Here is a 20,807-nt window from a genome sequence, read left to right on the forward strand (position 1 = left end):
AACGATGATCGATCTTAGAAAATACATTTTAGCAGGGCTTGCCTATCTTTTTCTAGGCTTACAATACAGTAATGCACAGGTGGTTTACCCCGGCATTGCTCCTGGAAAGCCAATTGTAAAAAAGCAAAGTAATACGGTATTATTACAAAACGATGTGCTTAGTTTAAGCCTTAAAAGCGCAGCGGATAAACTAACCTTGAGCAGTTTTCAGGATAAGCAAAGCCACGAGCGTGTATTATTAGATGCGCCGGTTTTTGAACTTTTGTTGGCCAACGGCACTGTTGTTAACTCCAATGATTTTACGCTGAATGGTTCGCCGATTTTAAGCAATGGCCCAGGCAAAGAGATTTACGCAGCAAACCTTCAAAGCAGTAAATTAGACTTAAAAGTACACTGGGAAGCATCATTAAGAAACGACGACAATTTTGTAAAACAGGTATTTACTTTTGAAACTAAAGATTCTATAAAGATTAGCAAGATCACGTTGATCAAATTACCAGGTGCTGTAGCCGCAAAAAAAGTAGGCACCGTAGATGGCTCACCATTGGTGCATGGTAATATGTTTTTTTCGGTCGAGCACCCAATGAGCCAAATCTCAACTGATAAAGCTTACACCACGGCTTATTTGCCGCGGTTAGAATCGTTAAGATCTGATAATCCTCTAACCATATCCTCAGTATTTGGCGTTGTGCCCACCGGGCAGTTGCGCCGTGGGTTTTTATATTATGTAGAACGTCAACGCGCCCATCCATATCGCCAGGTATTGCATTACAACTCGTGGTTTGATCTTTCATGGGTGGACAGAAAACTAAGCGACAGTGTTTGTTTAGACCGGATAAAAATCTTTGCAGACAGTCTCATCAACAAAAGGGCCGTAAAGCTGGACGCCTTTTTGTTTGATGACGGCTGGGATAACAATAAAAGTCTCTGGCAGTTTAATCCGGGTTTCCCCGACGGGTTTACCAACTTAAGCAAAGCAACCAAAGCAGTCAACGCGCAATTGGGCGTATGGATCTCGCCATGGGGCGGATATGACGAACCCAAGGCACAACGACTGGCGTATGGTAAAAAACAAAATCCCCCGTTCGAAACCAACAAGAATGGATTCTCATTAACCGGGCCTGTTTACTACAATCGTTTTAGAGACGTTACGTTATCATTCATTAAAGACTATAATGTATCGATGTTTAAGTTTGATGGAGTAGGGGCCGGCAACGGCGCCAGCGGGGCGAGTATCACTTATCAAAAAGATATAGAGGCATTTTTAAAACTCATCACCGAGTTAAGAAGTAATAAGCCTGATTTATACCTAAGCTTAACGGTAGGCACCTGGCCATCGGTTTATTGGTTAAAATATGGCGATGCCATCTGGCGTGCCGGTGATGATACCGGCCTTGCAGGCGATGGCCCTAAAAGACAGCAATGGATAACTTACAAGGATGCGCAGGCTTACAAGAATATTGTAAAACGTGCGCCGCTTTTTCCGCTTAACTCCATCATGTATCACGGTATTTGTATCGCCGATAACGGGCTGCCCGGAAAATTAGAAATGGACGATAAAGATGTCGCTGACGAGATCTGGGCATTTTTTGGAACGGGTACAGGCTTGCAGGAGCTCTATGTCAATCCACACAAACTAAGTAGTAACGACTGGAATACTATTCGCGACGCGGCAAATTGGTCGAAAGCCCACAAGAAACAATTGGCAGATATACATTGGGTAGGCGGCGACCCGGCAAAAGGTCAGGTATATGGCTACGCCGGTTGGGCCGATAATAAAGGCGTACTTACTTTGCGTAACCCAACAGCAATACCACAGTCAATAAGTGTCAATGTAAAACAGGTATTTGAAATCCCCGCAGATTTAAGCGATAACTATAGTTTCTATGACGCCCGGACATCATCAGATGGAAAAACATACGCCGGGAAAACCATCGTTGTGAAATTGACGCCTTACGAGGTGAAGGTAATGAACGCCAATTCTCTTTAAACTGACTCAATTTTTTTAAAGAAATAAATATTTGAAATTTGCGTGTACGTACACGCAAAAATGTGTTATATTTGTAGTGTAACTTTTTATAATCTTCAAATCGCCCTAAAGCGATCTTGAAATACCGAATTTTAGTAATGGATAACAGAGCAGCAGCTTACAACTTTGCAGATATTATTGCACAATTTAATACCGGAGGCAGTGAATTTGAGGTAAAGACTTTTGGGTCCGGGCATATCAATGATACGTTTATCATCAAATCGAAAGCTAAGAATGGAGCCGACTTTTTGCTTCAAAAAATTAATCAGTTTGTTTTTAAGGATATAGACAGCCTGATGAACAATATGGTTTATGTCACCAATCACCTTAAACAAAAAATAGCCAAAACCGGTAACCCCGAAAAAGAAGTACTAACGCTAATTAAATGCAATAACGGTAAATACTATTGCCAGGATGCGCAGGGCGACTATTGGCGTATGACCAATTTCTTACATAATACAAAAAGCTACGACCTGGTAACCAATATTAAACAAGCGCAGCAAGGCGGCGTAGCTTTCGGCAGGTTTCAAAATTTACTGTGCGATTTGCATCCAGACCTGCTGGAGAGCACCATACCTGATTTTTTGAATATTGAAAAGCGATTAAACGATTTTAATAGTGCGATAAAAAATAACAGCGCGCAAAGGCTATCGTCTGTAACGGAGGAGATTGAATTTTTGCTAAGCCGTGCCGACAGCATGAACGAGATCTTGCAACAAGGCAAAGCCGGTATACTTCCGCTGCGTATTACGCATAACGATACTAAGTTTAATAATATCCTGCTTGACCAAGCCGACGAAATTCAATGTGTTATTGACCTGGATACCGTAATGCCCGGCTATGTGGCGTATGATTTTGGCGATGCCATTCGCAGTATTATCAATATGGCTCCTGAGGATGAAAAGAACCTTGATGCTATACAATTAAACATCCCGCTGTTTGAGGCTTTTGCTAAAGGTTATTTAAGCCAAACCATTTCATTTTTAACCGAAGCTGAATTGAAATCGCTGATGATGGGTGTACTATTGCTTCCCTACATGCAGGCCGTCCGCTTTTTGACTGACTACCTGGAAGGCGATGTGTATTACAAAACACAGTTTCCGGAGCATAACCTGCAACGCACACGTGCACAGATACAACTGCTTAAAATGCTGGAAATGAGTAAAGAGAAGCTAAGCGGTATCATCCAAAATGAATGGTTAAATCTGAAAAACACATCAAAAACCGGGGCCGAAATGATTGCCGGCTAACTAATAATCAATCACCTTCTTACATTACAATTAAACTATGCCACGCTTAAATCTTTTAGAAGAAACCCGATTTGAAAAACTGCCTGTTAAGGTTTATTCAGATATGCTTACTGCGTCAAAAGCGGTAGCACAACGTATTGCAGGTATTATCAAGCAAAAATCAGAAAAAAAAGAACAGGTGATACTTGGCCTGGCTACAGGGGTAACGCCGATAGCCGTGTATAATGAATTGGTTAGGCTGCACCGCGAAGAAGGGCTAAGCTTTAAAAACGTGGTGACTTTTAATCTTGACGAATATTATCCCATGAGTCCGGATGCGTTACAAAGCTATAAAGTGTTTATGTATAAGCATTTGTTTAGCCACGTAGATATCGATCCTGAAAATGTACACATTCCTGATGGTGCTTTAGCGCAGGACGACATAGCCGCTTTTTGCCTGGATTATGAGCAAAAAATAACTGCCTATGGTGGACTGGATCTGCAAATATTAGGAATAGGCCGTACGGGCCACATCGGCTTTAACGAGCCGGGTTCTGCGCCAAACTCAGGTACGCGATTGGTAACCTTAGATGAACTTACCCGCAGCGACGCCGCACATGATTTTGGCGGTAAAGCCAACGTGCCTACCAAAGCCATTACCATGGGTATAGGCACCATCTTTAAGGCCCGCGAAATTATATTAATGGCCTGGAACGCTAAAAAAGCTGAGATCATTAAAAAAGCGGTAGAAGGAGAGATCTCTGCCGATATTCCGGCAACTTATTTGCAGCATTCAGACCATGTAGAATTTGTATTGGATACCGCAGCAGCATCGGCACTAACCCGCTTTGATACGCCCTGGCTGGTAAAAGATTGTGTGTGGGATGAGCAACTGATTAAAAAAGCGGTGATATGGCTGGCTAAGACATTGAATAAGCCTATTTTAAAATTAACCGATGATGATTATAACAATCACGGTATGGCGCAACTGGCGACGGAAAAGGGGCCAGTTTATAATATTAACATACACATCTTCAATAAATTGCAGCATACTATAACCGGCTGGCCGGGTGGTAAACCCAATGCTGATGATACACAGCGGCCAGAACGGGCAGAGCCGGCAAGAAAGCGCGTTATCGTGTTTTCGCCGCACCCTGATGATGATGTAATCTCTATGGGTGGTACCTTTCTTCGCCTGGCAGATCAGGGGCATGATGTGCATGTGGCTTACCAAACATCCGGCAATACCGCGGTTTGGGATGATGATGCATTGCGTTTTGTAGAATTTGCGATTGATTTTTCGCGCTCGCAAAATATCGAAGACAAAAAGATGGAGGAGATTTACAAGAACATGCGAAGCTTCCTTCAAACAAAACAGCCTAATCAAAGAGATCCGCAGGAAGTTGAAACCATTAAAGGTTTGATTCGTAAAGGCGAAGCCATAGCAGGCGCCCGGTTTGTAGGCCTTGACGACGCGCATATCCATTTTCAAAACCTACCGTTTTATGATAAGCGCAAAACGAGCAGGGAAGTATCATATGAGGATGATATCCTACAAACCATGGCGCTTCTGCAACAGGTAAAACCGCATCAAATCTATTCGGCGGGAGATTTTGCCGATCCGCATGGAACGCATAAAACCTGTTTTGATATTTTACATGAATCGTTAAAGCGCCTTGGCGAAACCGAAGATTGGGTTAAAAATTGCTGGTTGTGGCTGTATCGCGGAGCCTGGCATGAATTTGAAACCTATGAAATAGAAATGTGTGTGCCGCTATCGCCAAAAGAGGTAGAACGCAAACGTGTAGCTATTTTTAAGCACCAATCGCAAAAAGACAGGCCGGTTTTCCCGGGTGATGATGCACGGGAATTTTGGATGAGGGCAGAAGATCGCACCAGCGAAACTGCAAATATTTACAACCAGCTCGGTCTGGCCGAATATGAGGCAATGGAAGCGTTTGTGCGATTTAAATTTAACGATACCCTTTAATCATGACGCTGATAAAATCAATCTCAGGTATCAGGGGTACTATTGGCGGTACTATTGGTGACGGACTAACGCCCGCCGATATTGTAAAATACGCCGCAGCCTACGGTCGTTGGGTTATTGAAACTACGGGCAACCGCAAAGTAGTTATAGGTCGCGATGCACGGATCTCGGGCCAAATGGTAAACCACCTGGTAACCGGCACTTTAATGGGCTTGGGAATCAGTGTAATAGATCTTGGCCTTTCAACCACCCCAACTGTAGAGATTGCTGTGCCTGATGAACAAGCCGGTGGCGGTATCATTATCACGGCTAGCCATAATCCAAAACAATGGAACGCACTTAAACTACTTAATTTTAAAGGCGAGTTTATTAACGACGACGAAGGTAAAAAGGTACTTGAACTTGCCGAAGCTACCGACTGGCAATTTGCCGAAGTAGATCAATTAGGCTCAGTAACTAACAATGATTCGTATCTGCAAAAGCATATTGACAAAATACTGGCCCTGCCATTGGTTAACGTCAGCGCTATAAAAGCAGCTAATTTTAAAGTAGTTATTGATTGCGTAAACTCAACCGGAGGACTTTTTTTACCTCCCTTGCTGAATGCTTTAGGTGTAACGCAGATTGAAGAACTATACTGTACGCCAAATGGCGATTTTCCGCATAACCCGGAGCCGCTACCGGAAAACCTTGGTGCTATTTCGGCAAGGGTTTTGGAGACAAAGGCTGATTTGGGAATAGTAGTAGATCCGGATGTTGATCGTTTGTGTTTTGTGAACGAAGACGGCAGCATGTTTGGCGAGGAGTATACGCTGGTTGCCGTTGCAGATCATATTTTACAAAATACGCCCGGTAACACAGTTTCCAACCTGTCATCAACCCGTGCTTTGCGCGATGTTACCGAGATACTCGGTGGCGTTTATCAAGCTTCGGCTGTTGGCGAAGTTAATGTAGTAACCAAAATGAAGGCTGTTAACGCAGTAATTGGTGGTGAAGGCAACGGCGGAATTATCTATCCTGAGTTGCATTACGGTAGGGATGCGCTGGTAGGTATAGCTTTGTTCCTTACCCATTTGGCTCAATCAGAAAAAAGTATTTCAGCTTTAAGAGAAACTTATCCCGCATATTTTATTTCGAAAAACAAGATCACCTTAGAAGCGGGGATGGATATTGACGGCTTACTTAAAAAGGTTGAAGCAAAATATCAGCAACAACCCTATAGTACTATTGATGGATTGAAAATAGAGTTTGGCAAGCAATGGGTGCACCTGCGCAAGTCAAACACCGAACCGGTGATCAGGATCTATACCGAGTCTGACTCCATGCAAAGCGCCGATGAATTAGCTCAAAATATCATTAAAGATATACAGCATTACCTGGGCAGCTGATACACCGTCAATCATTACAATCTACAGAAGAGGTTGTCAATTCATTTTGACAACCTCTTTTCGTTTAAAATAGGTTGCGAGCGGATGTCTGTGAAATGTAAATGTGTTCGTTTACAGGATGTTTTTAAGTTCAATTCCATATTAAATATGGCTAATTATAGCCATATGCGGAATTATATTTACGTAATGTTAACTTTTTTTTAAAATAAATTTGCATTTGTGTGTGCGAACACACTATATTTAAGAAATATATAACAAACTGGTATATAGTATTTAAGTGTACGAACACATAAAAGTATTTTATCAGTAAAAACAACCAAATAGTATTAATGAACACACATGACTTTGATATAGCCGCTATTGCGCTTAAATTCCAAATAACGGGAGAGGTTTCTGAAGTGCGGAATTACGGTAACGGGCATATAAATGATACTTTCTTATTAAAAAACAGTAACCCTGCCGGTCCGGATTATTTATTGCAACGGATCAATCATCATGTGTTTAAAGATGTGTTGGGTTTGATGGAGAATATAGCCAGGGTAACCGCACATCTTCAAAGTAAACTCGGCGCTGACAATAATCAGAAATTATTACAGCTTATTGATACCAAAGACGGCAATACCTTTTACCGGGACGAAGGCGATAATTATTGGAGGCTTTATTTTTTTATCCCCGGATCCAAAAGTTATGATATAGCAGAAACAGCGCGGCAAGCTTATGAGGCAGGTACTGCCTTCGGTCGCTTTCAATCCATGCTATCAGATATGGACCCGACGCTGCTGTCAGAAACCATTGTTGACTTTCATAATATTGAGAAAAGGCTTAAAGATTTTCATGAAGCGGTAAAAGCTGATAAAGCTGGCCGGGTTGAAACGGTAGGCGCAGAGATAGCTACCATCAGCCACCATGAGCAGGCTATGAGTACAATTAATCAATGGGGCCGCGCCGGATTGTTACCTAAACGGATTACCCATAACGACACCAAATTAAACAACGTTTTGCTTGACGCGGATGACAACGCTATCTGTGTAATAGACCTGGATACAGTTATGACAGGTTATGTAGCATCTGATTTTGGCGACGCGATCAGAACTATAACCAATACCGCTGCCGAAGACGAGCCTGATCTGGAAAAGATCCAGGTAAACGTAGACTTATTTAGGGCCTACACCGAGGGGTATATCAAAACAGCCATAGGTTTTTTAACCGAAAAGGAAATAGAGTCGCTTTCATTGGGGATGTTGCTTTTGCCTTATATGCAGGGCGTGCGGTTTTTAACCGATTATTTACAGGGCGATACTTATTATAAAATAGCTTATCCGGAGCATAACCTAACACGCACTAAAGCCCAGTTGTGCCTATTTGAAAAGTTGCACGAAAAAAGTCCGGAGCTAAGACAGATCATTGCCGATACGGTAGCTGCCAATAAAGAAATTTTAACAGGAATCAATACACAATTATCACACAATTAATGAATTAATTTTTACTAACGTACCACCTAAAAAACCAAGTATGTATAACAATTATTTACACAAAATGAAGCCCTTTATTGCGGTACTGCTGCTTTTAAACTTGCAGTATTTACCGGCAATGGCTAAAACCAGAGCCAGGGCTGTAGCTGATGAACGCCGGCAGGGCCCCATCAGCGGCACGGTAACCGACGCAAAAGGGCAGCCACTTCCCGGCACGGTTGTTTCTGTTAAGGGTACCCAAACGGCTACCACTACAGATGTAAAAGGTAATTTTACCATCGAGGCGAGTGCAGGCGATATTTTAGTGGTTAAGCTTATTGGCTTTACTACTAAGGAAATTGCGGTTAGCGGTAGCGCTGCCTTAAACATTGCGCTTGAAGAATCAAATACCGGCCTTAATGAGGTGGTGGTAATTGGTTACGGTACAACAACTAAAAAGGACCTTACCGGTGCAGTTTCGTCTGTAAAAACCAGCGATTTGGTGCTTGAACAAGGCCCGGAGATTGGTAACATGCTGAAAGGTAAGGTTGCGGGTGTAACTATAGTACAAAACAGTGCACAGCCGGGCGGTGGTTTGGATATATTGGTGCGCGGTAATGGTAATGGTAACAATGACGTGCACGGCAGTTCAGAGCCATTATATATTGTCGATGGTTTCCCTATCTCAGATTTAACACAACCAGGAACCAACAATAGATACGATGGCGGTACCCAAAGCGTGTTAACCTCTTTTAATCCGAATGATATAGAATCTATTGAGGTATTAAAAGATGCGAGTGCTACTGCTATATATGGTTCGCGTGCTGCCAGCGGGGTTATTTTGATAACTACTAAGCACGGAAAAAATGGCCAGGCTAAAGTTGATTATAGCGCAAACTTTACTTATCAGAAATTTAAAAATCCGTTTGATGTACTGCCGCTTAATGAGTGGATGCAGGTGCGGAATGATCAGGGGCAGGAGCAATGGAATTTTGATAACCACATTGCGCCTTACGGAACAAATACTGCCGCAGATGCTATCGCATCTGGAGTTACGCCTTATCGTAAGCTTTATACCCAAAATGCAATTAATAACGTGGGCCGCGGTACAGACTGGATAAAACTAGTTACCCGTGACGGTAAAACGTTGCAGCAGAATGTTTCTATTTCGGGCGGTTCGCAAGCAACTAAATATTTTGTATCAGCTAATTATTATGACCAAGATGGTGTTATTAAAAACTCTGGTTTAAAACGCTACTCTTTACGTACCAACATAGACCAGGAATTAAGCAAGTATGTAAAGCTGAGCGTTAATTTAACGGCCAGCCGAATTGATAATTTAAATAGTCAGCTAGGCGGACAGCAATATGAAAACTCTGGGATTTTAAGAGCTGCTATTCAGCAGGGGCCGCATATTCAGGCTATAGACGAAGACGGCAATTATCCAATTAACCCGCAATTAGCCTTACAGCCTAACCCATACTCTTTACTTACTATTACAGACCAGGGTAGGGTTGAGCGTATGTTGTTAAATACATTTTTGGATATTACACCAATAAAAGACCTGGTTATCCGCCTGAAAGCTGGTGTAGACAGAGGCTCTACGCTGCGCGAAACCTATATACCAACCTCCACACTGGCGGGTGCCGAAGTGGACGGCTCGGCATTTATTGGCAATACCAGTAACGATAATTATCTGTTAGAGGCTACAGTAAATTACAAAAAGACAATTGCTTACCACAATAATTTTGAAGTGTTAGGTGGTGTATCTAAGCAAAAATTTATTGATCAAAGCTCTACTGCAGGTGCTAACGGCTTTATTACGGATGCTTTTCTGTGGAACAATCTTGGTGCAGGTGTTAATCAACAAACGCCAACATCATTTGGCGATAACAACGAGATAGCTTCTTATTTTGGTCGTTTTAACTACAATTACGATAGCCGGTATTTATTTACCGCCACTGTACGTACAGACGGTTCCAGCGTCTTTGCCAAAAATAATAAATGGGGTACGTTCCCTTCGGCAGCCGTTGCCTGGAATATAGCCGAAGAATCATTCTTCGCTAAAATGAAGAATACAGTATCGCAATTAAAGCTTAGATTCAGCTACGGTCAAACAGGTAATGCATCTATTGTAAGCAACAATATTCAATATGCTAACTCATTCGCTGCTTATACCGCTTATAACGCTTATTTGTCTGGTTCAGACGCCAAGCTTACCGGCGTTTCGCTGTCAAGACTTGAAAACCCTGATTTGAAATGGCAAACTACCACCGCTGCCAACTTAGGTTTAGATTTCTCGCTTTTTAACGGCAGAGTTGATGGATCGGTCGAAGTATTTCGTAGTATAGTATCTGGCTTGCTGGATGTTAAGCCATTGAACTCATATCAGCCAATCAATACCGTTCTATACAACGTAGGCTCGACATTGAACAAGGGTATTGAGGTGAGCTTGAACGTTCGTAATATTAAAACACAAGATTTCCAATGGAGAACTTTATATACTTTTTCGAAATATAAAAATAATTATAGAACGCGTTCGCCGGATTGGAAACCTAATGTTTATGAAAGTGCTACTGATCCTATCAGAGCTAACTTTAATTACGTTTCTGATGGTATTTTACAGATCGGCGAAACACCGCCGGTTTCGCAACCAGCCCTATTACCAGGCATGATCAAAGTCAAAGATATCAATGGCTATGTCCGCGATGCTAACGGCAACCCGGTGGTTGATGCCAATGGCCGATTCTTGCTAACAGGCAAACCTGACGGTATTATTGATAACGCCGATGAAAAATTATTCGGTACCACAGACCCAAGCGCAATGATAGGTGTTACCAATATTTTCACTTATAAAAGGTTCTCGCTTAATTTTGATTTTAACGGATTGTTAGGCAGGTCAATGGAAGACCCTAATTACGTAAATTACGGCGTGAGCGCTTACGGTATATATTCACAAGGGTATAATGCTTTGCAAACGGTTAAAAACAGATGGACACCAACCAATCCAACTAATTCGCAGCCTAGTTCTTTCTACGGATTTTCGCCATACCCGGTGGGTAACTTCTTTATGGAGAACGCCTGGTTCATCAGGTTGCAAAACGTTTCAATAGGTTATGATATCCCGGTTAAATGGGCAAAAGGATCGATTTCGTCTATCCGCTTCCATTTAGATGGTCAAAACGTGTTTGTGATAACACCATATAAAGGTGTCGATCCGGAAACAGACTCATATACAGCTGCTTACCCTAATATCAGGTCGTTCTTAGCTGGTATAAACGTTACATTTTAATTAATATTAAAATTTATAAAGATGAAAAGATATAAATTTATAATTGCGTCGATAGTCATACTGCTAAGCAGTTGTACGAAGGATCTTGTATCTGTCGACTATTCGGAGATAAACCCTGCTATTTTCCCTAAAACAGAGGCCGATATTGAAGCTATGGTTATCGCCGCATATCATCCTTTAAGAGGTGGCTACGCTGATGGCATTTTCAACACTGCAGAAACAGGGGTGATGTATATATCAGATGCTACCACAGAAATTTTGTATGGACCTTACGGTGATCAAAACAAGGCAACGCTGCAAAGCTATTTGCCGGCTGATAATGCATTCACCCATTATTATGATGATTATTATAATAAGATAAGTATGATGACCAACACCATTGATCTGATCCAAAGATCAACAGTGAGTGATGCCATTAAAACAAAAGCAATTGCCGAAGTGCGTTGCGCACGCGGCCTCTTAGCTTATACTTTGTATGATTTGTACGGTCCGCTTGTAATAGCACCGCTTAGCGCTTTGCAAAACCCTTTAAAAGAGACCATACTTCCACGTTTATCAAACGCTGATATGGTAGCTTATATTAAAGCCGATTTGGTTGCAGCTGCAGCCGATTTGCCTGCACCTGCTGATGCCGAATACGGCCGTTTCAGTAAAGGGCTGGCAAAAATGATCCAGATAAGATTAGATCTGCACGAAAAAAACTACGCCGAGGTTGCAACTTTATGTAATGACATTATTGCTTACAACTACTACACCATTGATCCTAATTATGTAGGTATGTGGGATCTGGAAGGCGCTAAAAACAGTAAAGAAGTTATCTGGGCCATACCGTGCGATTATGCAGGTACCAGCGAAAACCAATGGCAGTTAATGGTATTGCCTGCAGTGTTTGCTCCAAAAGGCGGCTTCGGTACCATACAAAGCACCTGGTATTTTTATGACAGCTTTGAAGATGCCGATATCCGCAAAACAATGATGATAACGCAATTTACCGGCACAGATGGTATTACTTACAGCAGGGCTAACCCGGGTACGCTGATCAATTACGGGCCTATCCCGCTAAAAATAAACCAGGATGCTGATCGTACCACCGGTTTAACTACGGTTGATATTATTATGTACCGTTATGCCGATGTATTGTTGTCAAAAGCAGAAGCACTGGCCAATGTCGCCGGCGCGCCAACTCAGGAAGCTATGGATTTGGTGAACGTTATTCGCAAAAGAGCCGGGCTGGCGCCGAAAGCGCTGGGAGATTACGCCTCACTATCTCAATTTAACGATTTGATTTTATTAGAGAGAAGCCATGAGTTTTGGTGCGAGAATGGCCAATACCGGGCAGACGAAATCCGGATGGGTAAGTTTATATCACGCTGCCAGGAAGTTAAACACTCAACACTTACTGCCCCTTATAAAGTGCTATATCCTTTCTCGCCGAATCGCGTTGCCGAAGGCAAGGGTAAGTTTATTCAAAACCCGGGATATAACTAGGATTGCTTTAAGTGATTGTGATTAGAAGACTAAAACTATAAGATGATGAAGATGAAGAATTTTAATAAACTAATTGGCGCGGGCGCTATAGTTGCTTTACTGAGCTGCGGCATATTTGTAGCCTGTAAAAAGAGCGCCGCCGGTGGCGGAAGTAATCCTCCTGTTGTTACAACAGACGAAGGCGTTAAATTTGACCTTTCGACAGATATATTCCCAAACCCTGAACGGGGATTTACAAAAACATATACCACAAATACCCCTCTCGATCCGGTATCATTAAATACTTTTCGTGTAAATCAAAATACAACGCTTGTAGTCAGAGATTTCTATTTGTCAGATTATAAAAACAAGGCAATTGATCAAACCTACCTCGATTTTATCCAGACAGACCTAAACACAATTCGCAATGCAGGCCTTAAAGGCGTTGTACGCTTTGCCTATACTGAAACTGATACCGATGCCCCACTTGCTATAGTTGAGCAGCACATGGATCAGCTAAAGCCTATTTTAGAAGCAAACAAAGATGTGATAGCATTTGTGCAGGCAGGTTTTATTGGCGATTATGGCGAATGGCATGACTCGACCAACGGTTTAGCTACCCCAGATAACGAAAAGACCATACTTACTAAGTTACTGAGTGTGGTACCAACTGATATAATGGTACAGGTACGTACCCCGACACAAAAACAACAGGTTTTTGGTACCGCGGTGGCTATTACTGCAGCTCAGGGTTATTCAGGAACGGATATAGCGAGGGTAGGACAGCATAACGATTGTTTCTTATCAAGCGCCGACGATTACGGCACTTATGTAAACGCCACTTTAGAGAAGCAATATATTAACAACGAGGGTTTATATGTACCGGTAGGCGGCGAAACCTGCCCGCCGATTGGTGACTACGCAAACGGATGTGACCAGGCCAGAACTCAGATGCAACTTTTACGTTGGACCTACCTGAACATGGATTACTACCAGCCAACACTTAGCGCATGGAAAACATCAGGATGTTTTAACGAGTTTCTGAGAAACCTGGGGTACCGACTGGCATTAGTTAACGCGGTATTGCCGGCCCAGGCCACTGTAAACGGAAGTTTAAAATTGGGCATAAACATCACCAATGTAGGTTATGCGCCCCTTTACAACAAAAAGAACACCAGTATCATCTTAAAAAACACCACAACAGGTACTTACTATGAAGCGCCGCTTACTTATGATATCCGCGGTATAAAGCCGGCTGCTACGGTTAAGTTGGATGAGTCTGTAAGCCTGAGCGGTATACCTGCAGGTACTTACTCACTATATCTGCGTATTGCAGATCAGGCTCCAAACTTAAAAAGCAGGATAGAATATGCTGTAAGGTTGGGCAATGTGGGTACCTGGGTTGAAGATAATGGCGGGATGAATGATTTGAAATCGACTTTAAAAATTATGTAATCTTTAAAATATTAAAACAATGAAAAAGACTTTTATATACCTATGCTGTATAGCGTTAATTACGCTGGGCATAAACGCCTGTAAAAAGACGGACGGGGGCAGCGGCACCAAGGCCGTGTTTAGTTACGTTGCCGATGGTTTTAACGTTAATTTTACCAATTTCTCGCAAAATGCATCGACATACAGTTGGGATTTTGGTGATCAAAGTGGCGAAACATCAACCAAAAGATCTCCGCAACACATCTTTAAAAGCAAGGGCGATTTCCTGGTTACTTTAACCGCAACGCAAGGCTCTAGCGTGAGTAAATTTACAGATACGGTTAGCATCATTGGCCCAAACATCAAGATAGATGGCGATTTCTCAGATTGGCAATATGTTGATTATGCATATACCAATACTGACGTGGTGAACGGCGGTACTTTATTAGCTATTAAAACTTTTGCTTCGCCAACAGATATTAATGTTTACCTGGAAGGCACCCCGGCTATGCAGTTTGCTATTATGGATATGTATATAGATGCCGACAATAACGCTAAAACAGGTTTTGTAACCGCACAATACCCTGCAGGTGCAGGTGCCGAGTTTTTGTTTGAAGGCAGCTTGGTTGGCGGCTGGGGCAGTTTATATGTACATAGCGGCGACCCTGCCAGTTTCTCATTCTCGCCGATATTTGACATTGCCGATGTATTGCATTATTCTGCCATAAAATCTGTAAGTGGTAAAAATGTTATAGAGTTTTCTATACCCAAAGCAAAACTTGGTACTTTAAAAACAGCAATCAATTTGTGCATTGTTGAAAGTACATCGGGCTATGCGCAATTAGGAGCTATCCCTTCTAATAATTCGGCTACGTCTGCATTTTTACAAATAAAATTATAAGATATAACAACCCCAAACCCACACCGGACTCTGTATTGCAGGGTTGGTGTGGGTTTATTTTACCCGATAAATTAAATCGCTTAATATTTTTCGATGACAACAGCTCAGCTTCCGCCACAGCAAATCAAAAAAACAGTCAACCCTATAGTTATTATTGGGGCGCTCTTTTTTGTTTTTGGTTTTGTTACCTGGCTAAATGGTACACTCATTCCTTTTTTGCAGCTGGCTTGCCAACTCAATACTTCGCAGGCTTTGCTGGTAACATCGGCGTTTTATATGGCTTATTTCTTTCTGTCGATACCATCATCGCATATCCTGAAAAGAACGGGCTTCAAAAATGGTATGTCGCTTGGTTTATTTGTTATGGCTATTGGGGCGTTGATATTTATACCGGCTGCTAATACCCGTACGTTTTCACTGTTTTTAATCGGACTTTTTGTACAGGGGATGGGTTTGTCATTACTACAAACTGCATCTAACCCATACATAGCCATTGTAGGCCCTATTGAAAGTGCTGCACAACGTATCAGTATAATGGGTATCTGTAACAAGGCAGCCGGAGCGCTTAGCCCGTTGATATTAAGTGCATTGGTGCTAAAAGGCGCACAGGGTATTGAAAATCAACTAAAAACAATTACAAACGCAGCTCAAAAAGAGGCTTTATTGAGTCAGTTGGCAATGCGTGTAGTATTACCATATGTAATTATAGCCGTAGTGTTGACTACGCTGGCGTTATTGGTTAAATATTCATCGCTGCCAGAGATTAATACCGAGAAAGACCATGTTGATGGAAACGGAGCAGTTGTAGCTTCCAGAACCAGCATCTTTAAGCATCGTAACCTTACTTTAGGTGTGTTGTGTCTCTTTCTCTATGTAGGGGTTGAAGTTATGGCGGGCGACGTGATTGGCACCTACGGCAAGTCATTAGGTATGAGCCTTGATCAAACCAAGATTTTTACCTCTTATACGCTTGCGTCAATGGTGGTAGGCTATATTATCGGTATAGCAACCATTCCTAAATATATAAGCCAGGAAAAAGCTTTGATGATCTCGGCCATTGTTGGTATCTTGTTTAGCATTGCAGCTTACCTTACCCATGGCTATATCAGTATTGTATTTATAGCGCTGTTGGGTTTTGCTAACTCGCTAATGTGGCCTGCCATTTTTCCGCTGGCCATAAAAGGGTTGGGTAAATATACCAAATTGGGTTCGGCCCTGTTGGTTATGGGTATAGCAGGAGGGGCCGTACTGCCGCAGGTTTATGCAGCTTTAGCTAAATCGTTGCCAACGCAACTGGCGTTTTTATGCACGGTAGTGCCCTGTTACGCTTATATATGTTATTACGCTGTTTCGGGTCATAAGGATACTCTGGGCAAAGCTTAAATAAATAAAAATCAATATCATTCGCCTCAACGGATGGTATATCAATTTATACACTGAATATGGAAAGAAGAACATTTTTAAGAACCGGTGCAATTGCCGCTGCAGGTATAACCATACTGCCTGCCGGAAGCCTTTTTGCGTCTGCACCTCAAAAAGTCAGATTAGGTTACATAGGCGTTGGCGCGCGCGGCATGAACCACGTAACAGAAGGTTTACTGCGTGATGACGTGGAAATTGTAGCTGTATGCGATATCCAGGAAAGCTCATTAAAAGTTTTCCGGGAGTTTGTAGCCAAGCGCGGCCATGCACCAATAAAAGAATATACCGGAGGGCTGGATGCTTATAAGCAGTTGCTTGACCGTAAAGATATTGATGCGGTAATTATAGCCACGCCGTGGCAGTTTCACCATCCACAAGCCATTGATGCTATGAAGGCAGGCAAATATGTGGGCTGTGAGGTGATTGCAGGCCTTACCGTCGAAGATCATTGGGATATTGTACATACCTCAGAGAAAACCGGGATGCCTTACATGACGCTTGAAAACGTGTGCTATCGCCGCGATGTGATGGCTGCCCTGAACATGCAGCGCCAGGATCTGTTTGGCGAAATTGTTCACTTAGAAGGTGGTTATCAGCATAACCTCCGTGGTGTATTGTTCAACAACGGTAAACAATATTACGGCGGCGGAGTTGAATATGGCCCTAACGCGTTAAGCGAGGCGCAATGGCGTACCCAGTTTAATATCGATGTCGACGGTGATATTTACCCTACTCATGGTGCAGGCCCTTGTATGCATTACGCTAATATTAATGCGGGAAACCGTTTCACCAACCTGGTGTCGGTAAGTTCGAAGGCCAGAGGATTGTCGTCTTACGTCGAGGAGTTATCGCCGGGCAATAAAACCGCCAAGATAAACTTTAAAAATGGCGACGTAACTACCACCATGCTTAACTGCGCCAATGGCGAAACCGTATTGTTGAGCCATGATACACACTTGCCAAGGCCATATTCTTTAGGTTTTAGAGTACAGGGTACTAAAGGCCTTTGGATGGACGTAGCCAATAGTGTTTATATCGACCATAAATCAAAAGAAGACGATGCCTGGGACCCGGCGAAAACCTGGTTTGACAAGTATGACCATCCACTATGGAAAAAATATGAAAAGTTTGCCGAAGGCGCGGGCCACGGCGGTATGGACTGGTTTGTATTTAATGCCTTTGTTGAATCTGTTAAGCAAAAGAAACAAACCCCTATTGATGTTTATGATTCTGTTACCATGAGTGTAATTACACCATTGTCTACAAAATCATTAAAAGAAGGCAATGCACCGCAAGAGTTTCCGGACTTTACCCAGGGTAAATGGAAAACCAAGAAAAATACCTTTGCGCTGGATGATAGTGGATTTTAAATAAATCGAGTTTTATTATAAAAGGCTGCCTTATTTAAGGCAGCCTTTTATGTTTATTACAGCGCCGCCAGGACACTAACTTCAATAAGTTTAACCTTTGTAATCACTCCATTGCGCAATACCTTTTGGTTCTGCGTCTTTCACTTCTGCACTTTTTTCGGCGCTCATTTGTTTATCTAATTTCTCTTTGTCTTTCAGTTCTTTACTGAAGTCTTCCGGCAATTTGGTTTGGCCTTGAGTTCCTCTGGCCTGTTGTAACGGATTTTCAACATAAATAAAGTCTTTACCCAAGCCTTTTATTTCGCCTTGATTCCAGGGACCGCGTACGGTGCCGTCAGACAGGTTATAAGTGTTTTGCAGATAACGCGGATCGGCAGCCAACACGCCCGGCGGGAAATTATTAGGAATGCTATCCAACGCTGCTTCAAACATTTTATAATGTGTTACCTCCCTGGTCATCAAAAAAGACAGGGTTTCATGAATATACGGATCATCGGTAAATTTCATCAGGTGCTCGTAAACCAATTTTGCTCGCGACTCAGATGCCAGGTTGCTGCGCAGATCGACCGTCAGATCGCCATTTGAGTTGATATAAGACGCGCACCAGGGGATGCCCTGGCTATTTCGCGGCGTTACACCACCACCTGTAATGATAGGAAACTGCGGATTAGCGCTTAATGCTGCATGTATAATGCTTTCTTTAGCAGCTTTGCCATCCATTACCTGCATGATCTCGCTTTGGTCGGCAGCATCTTTTAGTTCGCCGTTAACACCTTTGAGCAGCATTTGGATGGTTGCGCCCACAATTTCCAGGTGACTGAATTCTTCGGTGGCAATATCCATCAACATATCATATTTGTCAGGATGTGGAACCTTAGCGCCGAATGCCTGGGTGAAATATTGCATAGCCGCAGCTAATTCTCCGTTTTCGCCACCGAATTGCTCTAATAATAAATTGGCAAAACGTGGATCGGGGCGGGATACCCTTGCATTAAATTGTAAATCTTTTACATGATGAAACATAATAGTAAATTTTAGTGTGTTAAATTGATATCAGCAGCGGCTAGTAAGATCTGGAACGGACGTATTGATACAACTATTGGTGATAAACTATGTTTCGAATTAAAAAAATAAATTAATAGTAAAAATGGAACGCGAATTGCATGATGGCGGTACATAAAATAAACTTAACATTATGCCTACAAAAACAAACAAGAAAGCGTCTGCAGTAGCTGCAACACGTACACCAGAAGCCGAAAGCGCTTTAAAAGAATTATTCGTTGACGAGTTAAAAGACATTTATTGGGCCGAGAAACATTTAGCTTCTGCCTTACCTAAAATGATCAAAGGCGCAACGTCCGAAGATTTAAAACAAACCATTACTACGCACCTTGAAGAGACAAAAAATCAGATTACTCGCTTAGAAAGTGTATTTGATTCGATAGGTGAAAAAGCGGTAGCCAAAAAATGCCTGGCAATGGAAGGACTGCTGAAAGAAGCTACCGAATTATTAGAAGATACCGAAAAGGGCACCGAAGTACGTGATGTAGCGATCATATCAGCCGCACAGAAGGTTGAGCATTACGAGATAGCTTCGTATGGCACCCTGCGTACCTTAGCAGGCACTTTAGGTTTAAGCGAAGCGCAAAGCTTATTGGATGAAACTTTAGCCGAAGAGAAAAATGCTGATTCCCTTTTAACCCAGGTAGCCGAAAATTACGTGAATGACGCCGCCGCCGCTGAAGTAGAATAGATAATAAAAATGTTATTAAAAAAGGGATGCTGAGAGGCATCCCTTTTTAAGTGAACGTATTTTTATTTTAATAATTTATAAATAAGATTGGAGCAATTGAGCTTTAGTGCCCTGGCGTAAGCGGTTAAGCGCTTTATCTTTGATTTGACGGACACGTTCACGGGTAAGGTTGTATTTTTCACCTACTTCTTCCAGCGAATGCGATGCGACACCGTTTAAGCCAAATATAAGTACCAATACTTCTCTTTCGCGTTCTGCTAATGAACCGAGTGAACGTCTGATCTCTTGAGCCAAAGAATCCGTCAATAAATCGCTATCCGTTCCCGGTTCAGAATTTTGTAAAACATCCAGCAACGTATTTTCTTCTCCCTGTACGAAAGGAGCATCCATAGAGATATGACGACCGGCGTTAGCCATAGAGTCAGTGATCTTATCAACGCTGGTTTCCAAATCCTCAGCTACCTCTTCGGGAGTAGGCGGGCGTTCGAATTGTTGTTCCAGCCTGGATGAAGCGTTCCTGATCTTGTTAAGCGAACCTACCTGGTTTAGCGGTAAACGCACAATTCTTGATTGCTCTGCTACGGCTGTCAGGATAGCCTGGCGGATCCACCAAACTGCATAAGATATGAATTTGAAGCCTTTCGTCTCATCGAAACGACCGGCAGCTTTAATTAAACCCAAGTTGCCTTCATTGATCAGATCACCTAAAGTAAGTCCCTGATTTTGGTATTGTTTGGCAACCGAAACCACAAAGCGCAAATTAGCTTTGGCGAGACGTTCCAGCGCAACCTGATCTCCTTCACGGATCTTTTGTGTCAATCTAACTTCTTCCTCCGCGGTAATCAGTTCGACTTTTGCTATCTCTGAAAGATATTTATCAAGGGATTGCGATTCGCGGTTGGTAATAGATTGGGTGATCTTAAGTTGTCTCATGGAGGGCAAAGATACGCAATATTAAGTGGACTGGATGTAATTAAACGGGGGCGCGGGGTTTTAATCGCTGGTCCAATGCGTTTCAATATTTTCAACCTGTTCAGTCATGCTACTTTACAGCAATTAATTTAAGGAAATTTACCAATAA

Annotated in this window: 14 protein-coding genes; 12 read left to right on the forward strand and 2 right to left on the reverse strand. The window is 42.4% G+C overall.

Features of this window, described 5'->3' with window-relative positions; genetic code table 11:
* Window positions 1-4: 4 nt before the first annotated feature.
* The 11 genes from HB679_RS09815 (at window position 5) to HB679_RS09865 (ending at window position 17,973) form a co-directional block, all read left to right on the forward strand.
* Complete coding sequence (locus tag HB679_RS09815; RefSeq protein WP_214071785.1) at window positions 5-1,990, forward strand: hypothetical protein; 1,986 nt, start codon at window positions 5-7, stop codon at window positions 1,988-1,990.
* A 137-nt stretch (window positions 1,991-2,127) separates the two neighbouring features.
* Complete coding sequence (locus HB679_RS09820) at window positions 2,128-3,279, forward strand: aminoglycoside phosphotransferase family protein (RefSeq protein WP_214071786.1); 1,152 nt, start codon at window positions 2,128-2,130, stop codon at window positions 3,277-3,279.
* Window positions 3,280-3,316: 37 nt separating this feature from the next.
* The gene (gene nagB, locus HB679_RS09825; RefSeq protein WP_214071787.1) at window positions 3,317-5,248 is read left to right on the forward strand and encodes a glucosamine-6-phosphate deaminase; all 1,932 of its coding nucleotides are present in this window, start codon (window positions 3,317-3,319) and stop codon (window positions 5,246-5,248) included.
* A gap of 2 nt (window positions 5,249-5,250) precedes the next feature.
* Complete coding sequence (gene glmM, locus HB679_RS09830; protein ID WP_214071788.1) at window positions 5,251-6,636, forward strand: phosphoglucosamine mutase; 1,386 nt, start codon at window positions 5,251-5,253, stop codon at window positions 6,634-6,636.
* Between the two features lie 329 nt (window positions 6,637-6,965).
* Window positions 6,966-8,108 (forward strand): aminoglycoside phosphotransferase family protein, encoded by a 1,143-nt coding sequence (locus HB679_RS09835; protein WP_214071789.1) that lies wholly within the window; start codon window positions 6,966-6,968, stop codon window positions 8,106-8,108.
* Between the two features lie 64 nt (window positions 8,109-8,172).
* Entirely contained in the window at window positions 8,173-11,379 is a 3,207-nt protein-coding gene (locus tag HB679_RS09840; RefSeq protein WP_214071790.1) for a TonB-dependent receptor, read from the forward strand.
* A gap of 21 nt (window positions 11,380-11,400) precedes the next feature.
* On the forward strand, window positions 11,401-12,867 hold the full coding sequence (locus HB679_RS09845; protein ID WP_214071791.1) for a RagB/SusD family nutrient uptake outer membrane protein: 1,467 nt from the start codon (window positions 11,401-11,403) through the stop codon (window positions 12,865-12,867).
* A gap of 45 nt (window positions 12,868-12,912) precedes the next feature.
* Window positions 12,913-14,301 carry a DUF4832 domain-containing protein gene (locus HB679_RS09850; RefSeq protein ID WP_214071792.1) on the forward strand — a complete coding sequence of 463 codons (1,389 nt, stop codon included), beginning with the start codon at window positions 12,913-12,915 and terminating at the stop codon, window positions 14,299-14,301.
* 19 nt (window positions 14,302-14,320) lie between these two features.
* Entirely contained in the window at window positions 14,321-15,181 is an 861-nt protein-coding gene (locus HB679_RS09855; RefSeq protein WP_214071793.1) for a PKD domain-containing protein, read from the forward strand.
* Window positions 15,182-15,274: 93 nt separating this feature from the next.
* Window positions 15,275-16,564 (forward strand): sugar MFS transporter, encoded by a 1,290-nt coding sequence (locus HB679_RS09860; protein WP_214071794.1) that lies wholly within the window; start codon window positions 15,275-15,277, stop codon window positions 16,562-16,564.
* Window positions 16,565-16,623: 59 nt separating this feature from the next.
* The gene (locus HB679_RS09865; RefSeq protein ID WP_214071795.1) at window positions 16,624-17,973 is read left to right on the forward strand and encodes a Gfo/Idh/MocA family oxidoreductase; all 1,350 of its coding nucleotides are present in this window, start codon (window positions 16,624-16,626) and stop codon (window positions 17,971-17,973) included.
* Window positions 17,974-18,063: 90 nt separating this feature from the next.
* Here the strand turns inward: HB679_RS09865 and HB679_RS09870 are convergent, their stop codons facing one another.
* On the reverse strand, window positions 18,064-18,996 hold the full coding sequence (locus HB679_RS09870; RefSeq protein WP_214071796.1) for a manganese catalase family protein: 933 nt from the start codon (window positions 18,994-18,996) through the stop codon (window positions 18,064-18,066).
* Between the two features lie 172 nt (window positions 18,997-19,168).
* Between HB679_RS09870 and HB679_RS09875 the strand changes: the two genes are divergently transcribed.
* Window positions 19,169-19,726, forward strand: coding sequence for a ferritin-like domain-containing protein (locus HB679_RS09875; protein WP_214071797.1), 558 nt, complete (start codon window positions 19,169-19,171; stop codon window positions 19,724-19,726).
* A 75-nt stretch (window positions 19,727-19,801) separates the two neighbouring features.
* On the opposite strand, the gene HB679_RS09880 is transcribed toward HB679_RS09875, so the two are convergent.
* Window positions 19,802-20,659 carry an RNA polymerase sigma factor RpoD/SigA gene (locus HB679_RS09880; protein WP_214071798.1) on the reverse strand — a complete coding sequence of 286 codons (858 nt, stop codon included), beginning with the start codon at window positions 20,657-20,659 and terminating at the stop codon, window positions 19,802-19,804.
* Window positions 20,660-20,807 lie beyond the last annotated feature (148 nt).

The sequence above is a fragment of the Mucilaginibacter sp. dw_454 genome, from assembly GCF_018449775.1.
Classification (GTDB): Bacteria; Bacteroidota; Bacteroidia; order Sphingobacteriales; family Sphingobacteriaceae; genus Mucilaginibacter.

Excerpts from the sequence above, each read along its gene's own strand:
- HB679_RS09815 (WP_214071785.1), top strand. The coding sequence starts at position 5 with ATGATCGATCTTAGAAAATACATTTTAGCAGGGCTTGCCTATCTTTTT.
- HB679_RS09855 (WP_214071793.1), top strand. The coding sequence starts at position 14,321 with ATGAAAAAGACTTTTATATACCTATGCTGTATAGCGTTAATTACGCTG.
- HB679_RS09850 (WP_214071792.1), top strand. The coding sequence starts at position 12,913 with ATGAAGATGAAGAATTTTAATAAACTAATTGGCGCGGGCGCTATAGTT.
- HB679_RS09840 (WP_214071790.1), top strand. The coding sequence starts at position 8,173 with ATGAAGCCCTTTATTGCGGTACTGCTGCTTTTAAACTTGCAGTATTTA.
- HB679_RS09835 (WP_214071789.1), top strand. The coding sequence starts at position 6,966 with ATGAACACACATGACTTTGATATAGCCGCTATTGCGCTTAAATTCCAA.
- HB679_RS09845 (WP_214071791.1), top strand. The coding sequence starts at position 11,401 with ATGAAAAGATATAAATTTATAATTGCGTCGATAGTCATACTGCTAAGC.
- HB679_RS09860 (WP_214071794.1), top strand. The coding sequence starts at position 15,275 with ATGACAACAGCTCAGCTTCCGCCACAGCAAATCAAAAAAACAGTCAAC.
- HB679_RS09820 (WP_214071786.1), top strand. The coding sequence starts at position 2,128 with ATGGATAACAGAGCAGCAGCTTACAACTTTGCAGATATTATTGCACAA.
- nagB (WP_214071787.1), top strand. The coding sequence starts at position 3,317 with ATGCCACGCTTAAATCTTTTAGAAGAAACCCGATTTGAAAAACTGCCT.
- HB679_RS09865 (WP_214071795.1), top strand. The coding sequence starts at position 16,624 with ATGGAAAGAAGAACATTTTTAAGAACCGGTGCAATTGCCGCTGCAGGT.
- HB679_RS09875 (WP_214071797.1), top strand. The coding sequence starts at position 19,169 with ATGCCTACAAAAACAAACAAGAAAGCGTCTGCAGTAGCTGCAACACGT.
- HB679_RS09870 (WP_214071796.1), bottom strand. The coding sequence starts at position 18,996 with ATGTTTCATCATGTAAAAGATTTACAATTTAATGCAAGGGTATCCCGC.
- HB679_RS09880 (WP_214071798.1), bottom strand. The coding sequence starts at position 20,659 with ATGAGACAACTTAAGATCACCCAATCTATTACCAACCGCGAATCGCAA.
- glmM (WP_214071788.1), top strand. The coding sequence starts at position 5,251 with ATGACGCTGATAAAATCAATCTCAGGTATCAGGGGTACTATTGGCGGT.